This window comes from Mycobacterium sp. PDNC021, from assembly GCF_048282635.1.
Classification (GTDB): Bacteria; Actinomycetota; Actinomycetes; order Mycobacteriales; family Mycobacteriaceae; genus Mycobacterium; species Mycobacterium llatzerense.
Genome location: NZ_CP182502.1, coordinates 3,331,156 through 3,347,551, shown reverse-complemented (window position 1 = coordinate 3,347,551; position 16,396 = coordinate 3,331,156). Strand labels below are relative to the sequence as shown.

At 67.0% G+C, this 16,396-nt stretch carries 17 protein-coding genes; 7 read left to right on the top strand and 10 right to left on the bottom strand.

The features are described 5' to 3' along the window. Positions 1-40: 40 nt before the first annotated feature. Complete coding sequence (tpx, locus tag ACNO8X_RS15840; RefSeq protein ID WP_043392110.1) at positions 41-535, bottom strand: thiol peroxidase; 495 nt, start codon at positions 533-535, stop codon at positions 41-43. Between the two features lie 83 nt (positions 536-618). Between tpx and ACNO8X_RS15835 the strand changes: the two genes are divergently transcribed. After that, the gene (locus tag ACNO8X_RS15835; RefSeq protein ID WP_418001765.1) at positions 619-1,668 is read left to right on the top strand and encodes a type IV toxin-antitoxin system AbiEi family antitoxin domain-containing protein; all 1,050 of its coding nucleotides are present in this window, start codon (positions 619-621) and stop codon (positions 1,666-1,668) included. 69 nt (positions 1,669-1,737) lie between these two features. On the opposite strand, the gene ripD is transcribed toward ACNO8X_RS15835, so the two are convergent. Beyond that, a complete protein-coding gene (gene ripD / locus ACNO8X_RS15830; protein ID WP_418001764.1) occupies positions 1,738-2,418 on the bottom strand; it encodes an NlpC/P60 family peptidoglycan-binding protein RipD in 681 nt (226 codons plus the stop codon). A gap of 271 nt (positions 2,419-2,689) precedes the next feature. On the opposite strand from ripD, the gene ACNO8X_RS15825 reads away from it, so the two are divergent. After that, positions 2,690-3,346, top strand: a complete 657-nt coding sequence (locus ACNO8X_RS15825) for an MOSC domain-containing protein (RefSeq protein WP_418001763.1) — start codon at positions 2,690-2,692, stop codon at positions 3,344-3,346. A 3-nt stretch (positions 3,347-3,349) separates the two neighbouring features. On the opposite strand, the gene ACNO8X_RS15820 is transcribed toward ACNO8X_RS15825, so the two are convergent. From ACNO8X_RS15820 to ACNO8X_RS15800, 5 genes are all read right to left on the bottom strand, one after another. Continuing rightward, the gene (locus ACNO8X_RS15820; protein WP_418001762.1) at positions 3,350-4,549 is read right to left on the bottom strand and encodes an MFS transporter; all 1,200 of its coding nucleotides are present in this window, start codon (positions 4,547-4,549) and stop codon (positions 3,350-3,352) included. Positions 4,550-4,614: 65 nt separating this feature from the next. After that, positions 4,615-5,499 carry a LysR family transcriptional regulator gene (locus ACNO8X_RS15815; protein WP_418001761.1) on the bottom strand — a complete coding sequence of 295 codons (885 nt, stop codon included), beginning with the start codon at positions 5,497-5,499 and terminating at the stop codon, positions 4,615-4,617. A gap of 59 nt (positions 5,500-5,558) precedes the next feature. Further along, entirely contained in the window at positions 5,559-6,194 is a 636-nt protein-coding gene (locus ACNO8X_RS15810) for a histidine phosphatase family protein (RefSeq protein ID WP_418001760.1), read from the bottom strand. 75 nt (positions 6,195-6,269) lie between these two features. Further along, on the bottom strand, positions 6,270-8,396 hold the full coding sequence (gene katG / locus ACNO8X_RS15805) for a catalase/peroxidase HPI (protein ID WP_418005922.1): 2,127 nt from the start codon (positions 8,394-8,396) through the stop codon (positions 6,270-6,272). Positions 8,397-8,499: 103 nt separating this feature from the next. Then, on the bottom strand, positions 8,500-8,949 hold the full coding sequence (locus ACNO8X_RS15800; protein ID WP_418001759.1) for a Fur family transcriptional regulator: 450 nt from the start codon (positions 8,947-8,949) through the stop codon (positions 8,500-8,502). Between the two features lie 351 nt (positions 8,950-9,300). On the opposite strand from ACNO8X_RS15800, the gene ACNO8X_RS15795 reads away from it, so the two are divergent. Further along, on the top strand, positions 9,301-10,380 hold the full coding sequence (locus ACNO8X_RS15795) for a GGDEF domain-containing protein (RefSeq protein WP_418001758.1): 1,080 nt from the start codon (positions 9,301-9,303) through the stop codon (positions 10,378-10,380). Here the strand turns inward: ACNO8X_RS15795 and ACNO8X_RS15790 are convergent. Together ACNO8X_RS15790 and ACNO8X_RS15785 are read right to left on the bottom strand one after the other, a co-directional pair. Next, positions 10,370-11,059, bottom strand: coding sequence for an Rv0518 family GDSL lipase (locus ACNO8X_RS15790; RefSeq protein WP_418001757.1), 690 nt, complete (start codon positions 11,057-11,059; stop codon positions 10,370-10,372). The genes ACNO8X_RS15795 and ACNO8X_RS15790 overlap by 11 nt on opposite strands. 39 nt (positions 11,060-11,098) lie before the next feature. Further along, complete coding sequence (locus ACNO8X_RS15785) at positions 11,099-12,319, bottom strand: acyltransferase family protein (protein WP_418001756.1); 1,221 nt, start codon at positions 12,317-12,319, stop codon at positions 11,099-11,101. Positions 12,320-12,526: 207 nt separating this feature from the next. On the opposite strand from ACNO8X_RS15785, the gene ACNO8X_RS15780 reads away from it, so the two are divergent. Further along, the gene (locus ACNO8X_RS15780) at positions 12,527-12,823 is read left to right on the top strand and encodes a hypothetical protein (RefSeq protein ID WP_418001755.1); all 297 of its coding nucleotides are present in this window, start codon (positions 12,527-12,529) and stop codon (positions 12,821-12,823) included. Positions 12,824-12,891: 68 nt separating this feature from the next. Continuing rightward, complete coding sequence (locus tag ACNO8X_RS15775; protein ID WP_418001754.1) at positions 12,892-14,043, top strand: alkaline phosphatase family protein; 1,152 nt, start codon at positions 12,892-12,894, stop codon at positions 14,041-14,043. A gap of 55 nt (positions 14,044-14,098) precedes the next feature. Here the strand turns inward: ACNO8X_RS15775 and ACNO8X_RS15770 are convergent, their stop codons facing one another. Further along, positions 14,099-14,320, bottom strand: coding sequence for a hypothetical protein (locus ACNO8X_RS15770; protein ID WP_043392134.1), 222 nt, complete (start codon positions 14,318-14,320; stop codon positions 14,099-14,101). A gap of 181 nt (positions 14,321-14,501) precedes the next feature. Between ACNO8X_RS15770 and yaaA the strand changes: the two genes are divergently transcribed. Together yaaA and ACNO8X_RS15760 are read left to right on the top strand one after the other, a co-directional pair. After that, positions 14,502-15,248 (top strand): peroxide stress protein YaaA, encoded by a 747-nt coding sequence (gene yaaA / locus ACNO8X_RS15765; RefSeq protein WP_418001753.1) that lies wholly within the window; start codon positions 14,502-14,504, stop codon positions 15,246-15,248. A 172-nt stretch (positions 15,249-15,420) separates the two neighbouring features. Then, positions 15,421-16,395: a TerC family protein gene (locus tag ACNO8X_RS15760; RefSeq protein ID WP_418001752.1), complete on the top strand. Its 975-nt coding sequence runs from the start codon at positions 15,421-15,423 to the stop codon at positions 16,393-16,395. Position 16,396: the final 1 nt, after the last annotated feature.

Genomic DNA, 16,396 nt, shown 5'->3' with positions numbered 1-16,396 from the left:
CATGCCCCTGGCACGTGCCCCGTCCGTCGAAGAGCTGGTGTTACTTGGCGGCGGCCAGCGCCGCGTCGTAGTCCGGTTCCTGGGCGATCTCGGGGACCAGTTCGGTGTACGCCACGTTGCCGTCAGCGCCGATCACCACGATGGCGCGGGCGAGCAGACCGGCCATGGGGCCGTCTGCCAGCACGATGCCGTAGTCCTGGCCGAAGCTGTCGCGGAACGCCGACGCGGTGATGACGTTCTCGATGCCCTCGGCACCGCAGAAGCGCTTCTGCGCGAAGGGCAGGTCCTTGGACACGTTCACCACGGTGGCACCGTCGGCCGCCGCGCGCTCGTTGAAGGTCCGCACGCTGGTGGCACACACCGGGGTGTCGATCGACGGAAAGATGTTGAGCACCACGGGCTTACCGCTGAACTGCTCGTTGGTGACCGCACCGAGGTCGACACCGGTCAGGGCGAAAGCCGGAGCCGCGGACCCGACAGCGGGCAGGTCGCCGACGGTGTTGAAGGGGTTTCCACGCAGGGTTATCTGTGCCATACCCGACAGTCTGTCAAGACCACGTCACGTTCGCAGCGTGGGGGTGCCGCTGCAGCGTCTGCGCCTCGGATCGCAGTCAGCAGGTGACTGGGATCCGAGGCGTAGACAGTTATCCACAGGTGCCGGACCGAGGATCTGGTGGACACGCCCGCGCTGCGGCGAAGATCGACGATGTGGACGACGGGGACCGGGCTGCCGACACGGAGATCGCCGAGGTGCTGGACCGACAGGCGGGTGTCATCTCGCGGCGACAGGTCCTCGCTGCCGGTCAGCACGACCCCTACATACGCCGGATGCTCAGACGAAATGAATGGGCGCGCATCCACGACGGCGTGTACGTCAACCACACTGGATCACCCAGTTGGCAGCAACGCGCCTGGGCCGCAGTCCTTTACGCCGCGCCGGCCGCTCTGTGCCTGGAATCAGCCATGTCTCGCGAAGGTCCACTGGTGCATGTCGCGGTCGACCGCAACCGGACCGCACTGATCGAGCCAGATAGCGTGCGAATCCATCATCTGGCGCATTTTGATCGGCGAGTGCTGTGGAACGTTGGACCGCCTCGGGTGCGCTACGAGGAGGCAGCCCTTGATGTGGCATGCCAGTCCACGGAATTCGCGGCCATCGCGATCTTGGCCGACGCCTGCCAGTCCCGGCGCACCACCGCAAAGCGCCTGCTGGGCGTGCTCGACGGTCGTCTGCGGGTACCTCGGCGACGTTGGCTCCGGGCGCTCCTGCTCGACATCGCCGAGGGGACGTGTTCGGTCCTTGAACACCGTTACCTGAATCGCGTGGAGCGGGCACACGGTCTGCCCCGAGCCACTCGGCAGGCGAGGTCTTCCTCGTCGTCGCGCGTGCGCTACCGCGACGTCGAATATGGACAGCGGTTGATCGTGGAGCTCGACGGCCGGCTGTTTCATGATTCGGCAGCCGGCCGGAACAACGACTTCGAGCGTGATCTGGATGCCGCGGTCGACGGCCGGTCGACGATCCGACTCAGCTACCAGCAAGTATTCGACCGGCCGTGTGAGACCGCAGCGAAGATCGCTCAGATCCTGCGGCAGCGGGGGTTGGCGGCGAACGGACATCGGTGTGGGTCGGGATGTGACTACGACGCCGTAGATCTCGCCGCCTGACTCGATTCACTTGCGCCCCGGATCGCAGTCAGCAGGTGACTGGGATCCGAGGCACTAGCCGGCTAATTGCTACTGCCACTCGATGATGCGGCTCAGGTACGGGTCCATGCCGTTGGTACGCACCTGGGTCACCGACACGGAGGGCTCGGTGCCCTCGATCATCTGGCCGTTGCCGACGAACAGCGCGACGCTCTGCGAGCCGGCCGGTCCGTAGAACAACAGGTCGCCCGGCAGCGCCTGGTCCGCGGTGATCTTGCGGCCGACCTTGTACTGCTCGCCCGACGACCGCGGCAGCTTGATGCCGACCCCGGCGAACGCGTACTGGACCAGGCCGGAAGCATCGAAGCCCGGCGTGGTCGGCACCGGCGTGACGGCGCTCGCCGACGGCGTCGGGCCGAACAGACCCGACAGGCCCGGGATGACGGGGGTGGACTGAGGCGCGGCCGCGGGCTGCGTGACACCCATCGGTTGCAGGCCGACCTGAGGCGCAGGCTGGGCCACCGGGGCAGCCGCGGTCGTGACATTGGCCGGGGGCAGGCTGGGTCCGTTGGCGTTGCCGCCGCCGTAGACGAACGGCACCCCACGCTGCGACACCGCGCGCTGGATGACGAAGTCGATGGCCTGCCGGTGGGTACCGCCGGTCCAGGTCGAGTCGGCCGATGCGAGGGGCGCCGATACCAGCGGGGCCGCCACCGCCATAGGCGTCGCCAGCAGTGCTGCGCTCGCCACCATCACAATCATCCGTCGCATTTCGGCCACCTCTCTTCGTGCGCCACCGAGACGCACGACGCTGCGTGGTCTACGCAGGGCTCGCGTCCCCGGTGGTCCCTCTCTCCACAAATTTCACTACCGTCACTTTTACCCCACACGCGCGCCTTATCCCACATAAATGCAGGTCAGCGCGCGATCTTTATCGAAAATGTGATCGAATGGTGATCAGGGCCAACAAATCTCGGGGCTGCGGGTGACCCGTGCCACTTGCTTCCGCGAACCGACGCCGCGGCCCCTCTAGGCTTGTCGCATGGCAGCGATCCTGACGGTGAATCTGGCAGTCCCACAGCCGAACCCCGACAAGGAGCAGTTGACCACCGGCATCGACAAGCGCCCGACGTCCGAGCCGGTGGCGGTGCGTGCGCCCGGACCCATGCACGGCGGCCTCGGCAGTGGCCTGGTCGGCGACACCATCGGCGACCAGCAGTTCCACGGCGGTGACGACCAGGCGGTGTACGCCTACGCGCGCGAAGACCTCGACGAGTGGCAGGCACGCCTCGACCGTCCGCTGACCAACGGTTCGTTCGGCGAGAACCTCACCACCGCCGGGCTTGCGGTGAACGACGCCCGCATCGGCGAGCGCTGGCAGATCGGCAACGGCGGCCCCCTGTTGGAAGTCAGCCGGCCACGCATCCCCTGCCGCACCTTCGCCGCCTGGCTCGAAATCGGCGGTTGGGTCAAGACTTTCACCACACAGGCGGTGCCCGGAGCCTACCTCCGCGTGGTGACGCCTGGAACGCTGCGCGCCGGAGCCTCGATCGAGGTGGTGTCCCGCCCGGCGCATGACGTCACCGTCGCGCTGGTGTTTCGCGCCCTGACCCTCGAACCAGAGCTGCTGCCGAGCCTGCTGCCGGCCGATGCGTTGCCGGACGTGCTCAAGGAGCGAATCCAGCAGCGGGCGAACTAGCGCTCAGTCCCGCAGCACCACAGCGGCCGCCAGCCCTGCGACCACCTCGAGCAGCACGATGACGGCGGCCACCGCCGACCACCCGGCCGCGTCGAACGCGATGCCGCCGAGCCATCCGATGACACTCGAGCCGGCGTAGTACGCCAAGTTGTACAGCGAGCCCGCCTGCGCCTTGCCGACCGTGGCCAGCTGGCCGGTCCAGCCCGATGCGGTGGCATGGGCGCCGAAGAATCCCGCGGTGGCGACCAGGAGCCCGGCGAGGACCGTGATCACGTTGTGGCTCAGCGTGATCACCACGCCGATACCCATCACCACGACACTGCCCAGCAGTACCGGACGCCGGCCGTAGCGACTGGCTGCGGCCCCGGCCCACGCCGATGCCCAGGTGCCTGCCAGATAGGCCACGAACACCAGGCTGACGACGGTCTGCGGCAAGCCGAACGGCGCCGCGCTGAGCCGGAAGCCGAGGAAGTTGTACATCGCCACGAACCCACCCATGAGCAGGAAGCCCTGCAGGTAGAGCACCAGTTGCCTGGGGTTTCGCAGGTTGGCGGCCAGGCGGTGCGCCAGCGAACCTTCGGTTTCCTCCGCGGCCGGCACGAACCCCTGAGGTTCGGGGGCCAATCTCATGAAGCCGATAGCCGCTGCGCTGCAGAGCAATCCGACGACGAACATGGCCCACCGCCAGTCGGTGAGTTCGGCCACGGGCGCGGCCACCAGCCTGCCGAGCAGGCCGCCGATGGTGGTGCCGGCCACATAGGTGCCGGCGGCCCGTGCGGCATGGCCGGCTTCGATCTCCTCGGTCAGATACGCCACCGCGATGGCGGGCACTCCCCCGAGCGCCAGGCCTTCGGCGAAGCGGCCGGCCAGTAGCAGCTGGAACGTCGGCGCGAACGGCACCAACAGTGCCAAACCTGTTGCGACACAGACCGAGTAGGACATCGCCCGGACCCGACCGATACGGTCGGCCAGTGTCGACCAGCCGATCACCCCGACCGCCAGCCCGATGGTGGACGCCGACACCATGAGCGCCGACGCAGCCGCACCGGTATTCAGGCTGCGGGCAATCAGCGGCAGCACGGCCTGCGGCGAGTACAGCTGCGCGAAGGTCGCGACGCCCGCGCAGAACAACGCTCCGAGCAGCCTGCGATAGTCGGTGGACCCACGCACGTGGCCGGTCCAGACAGGCGCTTGAACAGTCACGAATGCAGGCTAGGAAGCCGGCCGGTCATGTGTCCAATACATTAATCCAGGTCGATTCATGCATTCTACGCATGATCAGCTGTAGTACTCACGAACTCCGCGAATCGTGTTGCGGCGGGTGACAATTCGCGACCCTTGACCCACGCCATGCCGATCTCCCGCTTGACCCGGGTGTCGGACAATGGGACGTAGGTCACCGAGGGATCGCCGCGGCCGGCCCGCGGCACTGGTACGACTGCCACGCCGAACCCGGCCGCTACCAATCCCTCCATCGTCGGGATCTCCATGGCCTCGAACGCGATCTCGGGCGTGATGCCGCTCTCGGCCCACACCTGATCGGTCAGCTGGCGCAGCCCGAATTCCGCCCCGAGCGCGATGAAGGTCTCGTCAGCCACCTCGCTCAAGCGCACCCTGGCCCGCCCGACCAACCGATGCTCGGCGGGCACCGCCAGGCACAACCGTTCGACATACAGCACCCGCCAGCTGCACGGCACCTGCACCGGCCGCGGCGACGTGATCGCGACGTCGGCCTGCCCGGTGCGCAGCCGCTCCGCGATGTCGTGCGCCGCGCCCTGGAACAGCTCGAAGCGCACCGCGGGAGCCAGCGCCCGGAACTGCCGAAGCACCTCCGGCACAAACCAATTCGCGGTCGAATGCAGAAAAGCCAACCGCACCAAGCCGCTGTCCGGATCCAGTAATGCGGCGATCCGGCTGCGCGCCGCATCCATTTCGGCGAGGCCGCGGCGCGCGTGTTCGAGCATGATCTGGCCGTACGCGTTCAGCCGGAGCCGTCGGCCTGTGCGGTCGAAAAGCGGTGTGCCGACCTGACTTTCCAGCCGGGCCAGAGCCCGTGACAGCGTCGGTTGAGTGACGCCCAATTCCGCGGCGGCGTCGGTGACGTGCTCGGTCTCAGCCAGGACGACGAACCAGCGCAGTTCATCGATGAGCACAAAAGCACAGTACCGCGACACCCGGAGTGGCCTTGCGCGATCACCGAACTTGCGCCCCCTTACGCCGAGCCGAGGTGCCCGGTGTCGGAGAGGGCTACCACTTGCCGGTTACGGAAGTACTCGTCCTCGCGCAGGGTGGTGATTCCCCCGGGCTTGGCCAGGAAGTTGACGTGACCGAGCGCGGCGACAGGCATGCCGATCCACGCGGCGACCACAAAGGTCAGGGCGAACCCATGAGTGACGACTACCTGATGTCGGGCCGGGTCCGCGCAGATCGCGTCCATCGCGGCGTAGATCCGAGCCGCGAAGTCGCCCTTGGTTTCCGCTCCAGGTATCCCTTCGTCATGTGACAGTCGGTCACCAGTGGCGGGTGGCGCAATGAAGCGTTCGTCGAGCCAGCTCTGTGGGCGACCTTCTGCGTCGCCGTACGACTTCTCCCGCAGCCTTCGATCCGGAACCGCCACCGATCCAACAACTTCAGCGATCACCTCGGCGGTGCGCCGCGCGCGCAGGGAGTCCGATGTCACCACCGTGACGCCGGAGCCATCAGGAATCAGGGCGTCCAACGTCTCGGCGACAGTGCGTGCGTCGCGCAATCCTGCCGGGGTCAAGTCAGAGTCGTACCACCCGCCGACCAAGCCGTCGACGTGGTGGGTGGCTTCCGGATGGGTGACAACGTAAATCGTTCGTCCCACGCCCTCAACGTATCAACGAGCAGCACCCCGTGAGCCCGATGGCTCACGGGGTACCGAATCAGGTTGCTACGCCGGTCAGATGTCGAACCGGTCGGCGTCCATCACCTTCGCCCAGGCCGCGACGAAGTCCTTGACGAACTTCTCCTTGGCGTCGTCCTCGGCGTAGACCTCGGCCAGTGCCCGCAGTTGCGAGTTCGAGCCGAACAGCAGGTCGACCCGGCTGGCGGTCCACTTCGGCGCACCGCTGGTGCGGTCGGTGCCGACGTAGGTGCCGTCATCGGCCGGCGACGGCGCCCACTTGGTGGACATGTCGGTCAGGTTCACGAAGTAGTCGTTGGTCAGGTGACCGACGTTCTGCGTCAACACGCCGAGGTCCGAACCGCCGTGGTTGGCGCCCAGCACGCGCAGGCCACCGATCAGCACGGCCAGCTCGGGACCCGACAGGCCCAGCAGGTTGGCGCGGTCGATCAGCCGGTACTCGGACGGCAGGGTGTCGCCCTTGCCGACGAAGTTCCGGAAACCGTCGCCCTTGGGCTCCAGGTAGGCGAACGACTCGACGTCGGTCTGGTCCTGGCTGGCATCGCCACGACCTGAGGTGAACGGCACCGCGACGTCCAAACCGGCTGCCTTGATGGCCTTTTCGAGGCCGACGACGCCGCCGAGAACCACCAGGTCGGCGAACGACACACCGGTCGACGACGCCTGCTGGATTTCCTCGAGCTTGCGGATCACCGGTGCCAGCTCGTCGGGCTCGTTGACCTCCCAGCCGAGCTGCGGCTGCAGCCGGATGCGGCCGCCGTTGGCGCCACCACGCATGTCGCTGGAGCGGAACGAGGCCGCTGCCTTCCACGCGGTGTTGACCAGCTGCTGTACCGACAGGCCAGACTCGGCGATGGCGGTCTTGAGCGTGGCGACGTCGGCTTCGGACAGCGACTTTCCGGCCGGAACGACGTCCTGCCACAGCCACGTCTGCTTCGGTACCAGCGGGCCGAGGTAGCGCACCACCGGACCCATATCGCGATGCAGCAGCTTGAACCACGCCTTGGCGTATTCCTCGGCCAGTTCCTCGGGGTGAGCCAGCCAGCGCTTGGTGATCTCGCCGTAGATCGGGTCGAACCGCATCGACAGGTCGGTGGTGAGCATCGACGGGTGGGTCTTGCCGGCCCCCTGCGCCATCGGCACCGAGTTGGCCCAGCCACCATCCTTGGGCTTCCACTGGTTGGCGCCGGCGGGGCTCTTGGTCAGCTCCCACTCGTTGCCGTAGAGGATCTCCAGGAACGAGTTGTCCCACTTGGTCGGCGTGTGGGTCCAGGTGACCTCGATGCCGCTGCTGACGGTCTCGTTGCCGAGGCCGGGGTTGGCCCAACCGAGGCCCATCTGCTCCAGCGAGGCGGCCTCGGGCTCGGGGCCGTTCTCGATGTCGGTGGCGCCGTGGGTCTTACCGAAGGTGTGGCCACCGACGATCAGGGCGGCGGTCTCGACGTCGTTCATCGCCATGCGGCCGAAGGTCTCGCGGATGTCGATGGCAGCGGCCAGGTAGTCCGGATTGCCTTCGGGGCCTTCGGGATTGACGTAGATCAGACCCATGTGGCTGGCGGCCAGCGGGTTCTCCAGCTTGGTGCGGTCGGTGCCGGCGTAGCGGTCCTGCGAGCCGAGCCACTCGTGCTCCGAACCCCAGTAGATGTCCTCCTCGGGCTCCCAGAAGTCCGGGCGACCGAAGGCGAATCCGGCGGTCTTGAAGCCCATGTGCTCCATGGCGCGGTTGCCGGCGTAGACGATCAGGTCCGACCAGGAGATCTTCTTGCCGTACTTCTTCTTCAGCGGCCACAGCAGACGACGGGCCTTGTCGAGGCTGACATTGTCGGGCCAGCTGTTCAGCGGGGCGAAGCGCTGCATGCCGCGACCGCCACCACCCCGACCGTCCTCGACGCGGTAGGTGCCGGCGGCGTGCCACGACATCCGGACGAACAGCGGACCGTAGTGGCCGAAGTCGGCGGGCCACCAGTCCTGTGAATCGGTCAGCAAAGCGTCGAAATCACGCTCGAAGGCGTCGAAGTCGAGGGTCTTGACGGCCTCGCGGTAGTCGTATCCCTCGTCCGTCGGGTCGATCGCCGGCGGGTTCTTCTGCAAAATCTTCAGGTTGACGGCGTTGGGCCACCAGTCGCGGTTGCTGCCTCCCTCGACAGGCGGCTTGATGCGCATCGGGCAACCGCCTTCGGCGGGCTCGGTCTGTGCTTCTCCGATCGGAGGGTGAGTTTCCTCAGGCACTGCACTTCCTTTCGCGGGTGGTGAAATTGGGCTGCGATCACGGATGTGATCGTGAAGTTGTTGCCGCCGCGCAGTCGGGACACACGCCCCAGTAGATGACTTCGGCCTCGTCGACGACGAAACCGTCGAGCACACCGAGACCGTCTGACGGGGTCAGGCAGGGCGCTTCCCCGGTGGCACAGTCGATGTCGGCGATGGCGCCGCAGGAACGACACACGACGTGGTGGTGGTTGTCCCCCACCCTGGTTTCGTATCGAGCCACTGAACCTGAGGGCTGAATGCGGCGGATCAGCCCGGCGGTGGTGAGGGCAGCCAACACGTCGTAGACCGCTTGGCGGGAGACGTCGGGCAGGATTGCGCGGACCGCGTCGAAGACGCTTTCCGTATCGGCGTGCGGCCGGCCGGACACCACCTCCAGCACTGCGAGGCGGGGCCGTGTCACACGGAGATCTGCGGAACGCAGCTGCTCCGTGTAGTCGGTCGTCACGTGTTCACTTCTACGCGCTTTTTTGGACTGAGTCAAGACTTGCGAGTGATTTGTGTCACGCCACATCGGGCGGGTGCCCCACGGCGACCGTCATCCGCAGAGGTCAAAGCCGTTGTTCCGCAGACACTTTAGGCGACGTGCTGCGCGCCCGCAGGAAAATCACCCGAACCGGCGAAACCGGCGTGCCAATTCGCCGACGGATGCCGAGCCTCAGGCTGAGCGTCTGCGCAGAGTTTGCCGACGACCGCCAATACCAGGTCACGCGGTTGTTAATCTGCTGCATATGCAACGGAGCGTGACACGCCTCCCGGTTCGCCGGTCGGCTGCAGTGGGAGACCGTCGGGTACCCGCATGACCGCTGCCGGACAGAATCACTATTACTGGCTCACCTCACTGCTCGCCGCCAGCGGCCTGCAGACCCGAACCTGCCGGGTGATCGCCGCGCTCAACGCGCTGCTCGGTGTGGTTCCCGTGCTGTTGATGCTCAGTCCGGCCGGACCGCACGGCCCGGTGCGCCAGGCGATCGCCATTGCGATCGGGGTCTTCGCGATCGGCGTCGGCGCCGTCTGGCTCCGGCATGCCTGGCCATCTCAGCGGTTCTCGGCGGTATCGGTGTCCCTCGGCGCCATTCCGATGAGCGCGGCCTGCCTGATCATGTCGGATCCGATGCTCGGACTCCTCGCGACCACCGCGTTCATCTTCTCCAGCGGATACGTGGCCTTCCTACACCGGCCGAGCGTGCTGGCCGGTCCGTGGACGCTCGGCGGACTCACCGCGGGCTACCTGGCGGTGCAGATCGGATCGGATGATCCCGCACTGGCGGTCTGCGCCGTCTTGATCATCGCGCTGCTCAACGTCTTCGTGTTCTTCACCTGCCGCGTGGCGATCGGGCTCAGCTCAACGGACATCCACCACAGCGAGATCGAACCGCTGACCGGTCTGCTGAACACCGACGGCTTGTACTCGCGCGCCGCCAATCTGCTCGCGGCCCGCAACCGGCAGGACGACCGCCACATGGTGCTGGCCGTCGTCAGCATCGACAGCTTCCCGCTGCTGTCGTCGATGTCCGGACCCCGGCGCGCCAACCGGGCCCGCATCGACGTCAGCCAGGCGTTGCGGGAGACGGTGCGCCGCAACGCGATCGCCGCGCACATCTCCGACAGCGACTTCATCGTCGCGGACACGTTCACCACCCCTGACGCGTCGCCACTGATCGACCGCGTCCAGGGCGCCATGAAGTCCACGCCATCACGGGTGACCGCGAGCATCGGCGTGGTGGTCACGCCACTGGCCCCGTTGACGGTTCACCCGCCCGAGATCGTCATCGACGCGTTGCTGGCCGCCGCGGCGGGAGCCATGGAACATGCCCGCGAGGACGGCGGCAACGACGTCCGCTACGACGTGCGGGACGACCTGCCGATCAACGAATAGGCAGTTCGGCTCTGATCCGCGGCGCGATGAGGCCCGCCAGGTAATCGTGTCCGGCGTCGGTCGGGTGGACGCCGTCGGGCGCGATCAGATCGGGACGGTCGACGAACCAGCGCTCGGCGATCGGGTCGATGAACGTGGCGCCGGCCATCCCGGCCTGCATCCCCAGCACGTCCCGAATCTGCAGCACCGCGGGCGGCACGTCGGCCGTGGGCCACGGCGGCCCGATCACCAGCAGCTTGGCACCGGGCGCCGTCGCCCGCGCCTGCATGAACGCGTCGTGCGCCATCCCCGACAGCTGCATGAGGTCGGCACCCTGGTCGTTGCGGGAGCCGAAGAACACCACGAGGGCGTCGTCCGGCCGCACCGCACGCGCCGTCAGATCCCGGAAGATGCTGCCGTGGTCGCCGCGCACCACGTACCCGGCCCGGCCTTCGGCCGCGACGTCGGCGATGATCGGCACCCCCCACGCATCCAGGTTCCGGTCCGCTTGCGCCGGCCAGCTCCGCGGACCCTGGCCCCCGAAATTGGTGCCGTTGGTGTACGAGTCACTGATCACCGCGACGCGGTCGGGCGGCGTCCCCGGGCGCACGTTCGGGTATGCGTGCGCCGACCCGGGTGCGCTCACCACGGACACCACGCACAGCACAGCTGCCAGCAACAAAGCGGTCAGATGACGCACTGCTCTCCCATGATTCAATCGGTGGTACGACGTTTCCGGTCAGCCCGCCCGTTCGGCGCGCTCGACGTCGTCGTCAGATATCGCCTGCAGTTTACGTTGTCCTGCAACAGCTTTCGAGCCGTCCGCCGGGCCGACCATGCGGCGCATCCAGTGCCGCGCCGGTTCTTCGACGTAGTGGAACAGCACCACCGCGCCGGCGAAGGAACCAGCCAGCAGCGCCAGCACGATGAACTTGGTCCCCCAGCTCGCAGTCATATCGATGCGGTACTGGGCAGCGGCCCAGTTCCAGCTCTGGTGCACCAGCTCGTGGACCATGTACAGGCTGAACGACACCTTGCCGCCGTAGACCATGACCCGGGTCGACAGCAGCGCGGGCAGGGTTCCGGTGCCGACCGACAAGGCCACCACCAGCGGCAGGAAGAAGATGTCGACGAGGCCGAAGTCGTCCCGGATCGTCGGGATCGGATGCGCGTCGAACCAGTACACGAGGCCCACGATCAGAGCCAGCAGCACCACCGACAGCACGCCGGCAACGGTCCGGCCGCGATCGCTCAAGTTCAGCTTGCGCACGGCGGCGCACGCCAGGGCGCCTGCCGTGAACTGCAGGACGATGCGCGGCAGCCAACTCCAGGGCGTGTAGAACTCGCCTGTCGCGGCCAGGAAGAGTATCGGCGGCAGCGTCGCGGCGAACGCCAGCCACAGCAGGGCGCGCGCCCTGCTGGCCCGAGCGACCCGGAACAACACGATGACGAGCAGCCCGAACAACAGGTAGGCCAGCCATTCCGCGCTGATCGACCAGGCCGGGCCGTCCCAGCTGGAGTTGTCGAAGAACGGCACCACCCACAGCTGGACCAGGAACAGCTGGCGCAGGTAGTTGGGGCCGGTGAGGGTGGCCGCCGCCTGCGACGGGAAATCACCGACGTTCAGGGTGAAGATGATCCAGGCGACCGCGAGGTGCATGGTGACCAGGTAGACGGGCCAGACCCGGGCCAGGCGCAACCAGAGGAAATGCAGCGTCGCGCGGGTCGACCAGGCGGGACCCATGCGCTCGAGGTAATTCCAGGTCAGGACGAAACCGCTGAGGATGAAGAACAGGTCCACGCCCTGGGCGCCGCAGTCGAGAATCGGGGCGAGGGCCTCGCTCAAGGGCGGTGATGCCTGCTGCAGCAGCGGACGAAAGTGGAACAGCACCACCCACACTGCGGCGACGATGCGCAGGCCGGACAGTGCCTTGATCTCACCGCTCGGCACAACACTCATGACGGGAAAAGGGTAACAGCGGTGACGACGTGGACCCTGATCGGAAACCTGTGACTTTCCTTGGCTGACACTCCCGACCGCGGGATACCCGATCAGAATTTTTTTGTCGGCGAAAATAGCGCTGCTACCAGTAAGGCTGCTCACAGAATTCAGTTGAGAGGGCACCAGAAGCTGGAATATCCAGCCTTTCGGGAGCATTCTGTAGACATGCTAATTAGGCGGAAGTTCACGACATCGGCGGTCGCCGCGGTGGCCGCCACAGCAGCGATAGTGGCCGCTCCGGCGGCTGCGATGACGCTCTCCGGAAGCTTCGGGCCGGACCGGACTGTGGTTGCCGACAACGGCTACGGCGGACCTGACGGCCAAGGTGGCGGAGGCGGTTGCGGCGACGGATCGAATTGGCGGGGCTGCGGCGGCTGGAGCCCGGGCACCGGCGGATTCGGGCACGGCTGCATCAACGGCATCTGTGGCGGCTGGGACGGCAATCGCGGCTGGGGCGGATAGCCCCTCACACCCGGTTCCGGCGCGGTAATTGCGTTTACTTCGGACGGGAAATCCCTAAGCTCGCGGCCATGGATGTGCCGAGCCCGTCACCTGACGCATTGCATCTGGCCGACGTGGTGCCCGCCGTGTTGGCGGCGATGGGAGTGACTGACGCCCAACTCGAATGCGTACACCACCACATCGACCTGCCAGACGGCATTCGGGGCGCGTGCGTCCTGCTCATCGACGGGCTCGGGGCCCAGTTGCTCGACACCTACTCCGACGACGCCCCCGTGCTCGCCGGACTTCGGGGCCGGAACCTGCGTGTCGGGTACCCCTCGACCACCAGCGCGGGCCTGGCGGCGGTGGGCACCGGCCGGCGCTCCGGCGAGCACGGCATGGTGGGTTACTCGTTCCGGATTCCCGACCACGGGGTGGTGAACGCGCTGCGCTGGACGCCACATCCGTTCGGCGCCGATCTGCGCGACGTGCTGGTGCCCGAGGACGTCCAACCGCTGCCGACCACGTTCGGTCAGGCCGCCGCTGCCGGCATGGCCGTCAGCGTCATCTCGGGTGCCGAATTCACCAATTCGGGACTGACCCGGGCAGTGCTCCGCGGCGGACAGTACGTCGGGGTGCATCGGCTCGGTGACCTCGCGGCGCGGGTGCAGCAAGCCGTCGCCGATGGCGGATTCTGCTACGGCTACCACGCCGATCTCGACATGCTCGGCCATCTGTACGGCGCTGGGTCGACGGCCTGGCGAATGCAGTTGCGGCAGGTCGACCGCCTCGTCGAATCGATCGTCGATGCGCTACCGGCCGGCGGACTGCTGGCGGTCGTGGCCGATCACGGCATGGTCAACCTCGACGAAGCCGACGTCGTCGACCTCGATTCGCGTACGGATCTGCTGGACGGCGTCGTCGCCGTCGCCGGGGAGGCTCGGGCCCGGCACGTCTACGTCGCCGACGGGGCGGCCGACGCGGTCGCCGATCGCTGGCGAGAAACGTTGGGCGCCAGGGCGTGGGTCCGCACCAAAGAGCAGGCCATCGCCGAAGGTTGGTTCGGTCCGCGGGTCAGCGACGCGGCGCGGAGCCGGATCGGTGACGTCGTGGCAGCGGCGCGGGACAACGTGGGATTGGTGCGCCGGACGGTCGAACCTCTGGAATCAGCCCTGATCGGACAACACGGGTCGTGGACGGATGCCGAGCAGCTGGTCCCGCTGCTCATCGCGGGTGGTTGACCGGCGGCTTTTGGTAGAGCGGAGCGCTCGGACAACCGAGAAGGAAGGCGCCGGATTACTCCGGCTTCAGATGCGCGTCGTCGGCGAAAACCAGGGTTCCGCTGTCGAGTAGGACAGCCCAGCGGCGTGCCGCGTCGACAATATGGTTCTCGCCGACATCGACCGAATAGCCCGCATGATCGCCGTAATCCTCGACGATCACGCCGCGCACGTCCTTGGCGTCGCCGCGGTTGACACGAACCCGCATGTCAACGGCGAACTTGGCGTTCCTACCCATAACCACCCCAGCATTCCCTGGTAATCACCGCAGGTACGGAACCTCGGCCCACCGACCTCAGCCCCGACGTCAGTAGGTACCGAACTTTAGGCCACCGCGACCACAGCGGCAAAGCAAACACCCACGATCGACACGTTGATGGTACGCACCGTACCAATCGCCGTCGGATACCGTCTTCGCCGTGATCGTGCTGCTACCGCCCTCGGAGACCAAGCGCCCAGGTGGCGACGGACCACCGCTGCGGCTCGGCACGCTGAGTGTGCCGGAACTCACGCCGCTACGGACGGCCCTCGTCGACGAACTCGTCGCGCTCGCCGCCGATCCGGAAGCCAGCCGCAAAGCCCTCGCCATCTCCGCCTCGCAGGATTCCGAGATCGCCCGCAACGCGGAGCTGCTCAGCGCCCCGACCATGCCGGCCATCGACCGCTACACCGGGGTGCTGTACGACGCCCTCGACGTCGGGTCGCTGCGCGGTGCCACCGCGACCCGCGCCCGTGCCCGCCTGGCAGTCGGATCGGCCCTGTTCGGGCTGCTGCGCGCTGACGACCCGATTCCGGCGTATCGGCTGTCGGCATCGTCGAAGCTGCCCGCGGGCGGCACCCTGGCCAGCCGGTGGAAGCCCGTCCTGGAACCTGTGTTGGCCCAGCTCCAGGACCAGGAGCTCATCGTCGACCTGCGGTCCGGCTCATACGAGGCGCTCGGCAAGATCCCCGGCGCGGTGACGGTCGATGTCTACACCGAACACCCCGACGGGCGCCGCACCGTGGTCAGCCACTTCAACAAGGCCCATAAGGGCCGGTTGGCGCGTGCGCTGGGCGGCAGCCGGGCCGAACCGAGCGACGCCGCCGCGGTAGCCGCCGTCGCACGTCGCGCCGGCATGCGGGTCGAGCGCGACGGTGCACAACTGACCGTGCTGGTCACGGCGTGACACCCGCCACGGCGCCAGGCCGACGACCGTCTGCGATAATGATTGGCGAGGGGAGTATTCCTTCGCCGCGGTGTCGTCATCACGTTGCCCAACGTCGGGTAGCCGGTACCGTGGGCCGCTCCGGCGGCGGCAGAGACCTCGGTCGTTTTCTGACGCCCGGAGGCACCCCCGCATGAATGTTTCTACGCTCGAATGGTCCATCACCCTCGGGGTGACGATCGCCGTACTCCTCTTCGACGTGGTGGTGATCGGCCGCCGGCCACACGAACCAACCACCCGCGAAACCGCCGGTTACCTCGCCACCTATATCGGGCTCGCGATCGCGTTCGGCATCTGGGTGTGGCGCTTCCACGGCGGTGACTACGGAGTCGAGTACTTCGCCGGCTGGCTCACCGAATACAGCCTGTCAGTCGACAACCTCTTCATCTTCCTGATCATCATGGCCAGCTTCAAGGTGCCCAGGATCCTGCAGCAGCAGGTCCTGCTGATCGGCATCATCTTGGCGCTGATCTTCCGGGGCATCTTCATCGCCCTTGGCGCCGTTGCCATTTCGCAGTTCTCCTGGATCTTCTACGTGTTCGGCGCGTTCCTGGTGTACACGGCGGCCAAACTGGCGCGCGACACCGAGCACGACGACGACGCCGAGAACTCGATGGTGCGGTTCGCCCGCAAATACCTGAAAGCCTCCGACCAGTGGGACGGCTCCCGGCTGCACACCGTGGTGAACGGGAAGCGCGTACTGACCCCGATGATCCTGGTCATCATCGCCCTCGGCACCACTGACCTGCTGTTCGCGCTCGATTCGATCCCGGCGATCTACGGCCTGACCCAGGAGCCGTACCTGGTCTTCACCGCGAACGTCTTCGCGCTGATGGGTCTGCGCCAGCTGTACTTCCTGCTCGGCGACCTGCTCAAGCGGCTGGTGTACCTGTCGCAGGGCCTGGCCTTCATCCTGGCGTTCATCGGTGTGAAGCTGGTCCTGCACGCGCTGCACGAGAACACGCTGCCGTTCATCAACGGCGGTGAGCCGGTGCATGTACCGCAAATCCCGACACTGCTGTCGTTGGCGGTCATCATCGTCACGCTCATCGTGACGACGGTGGCCAGCCTGTGGAAGACGCGCGTCGACGCCCGCAGCGCGGGGTAGC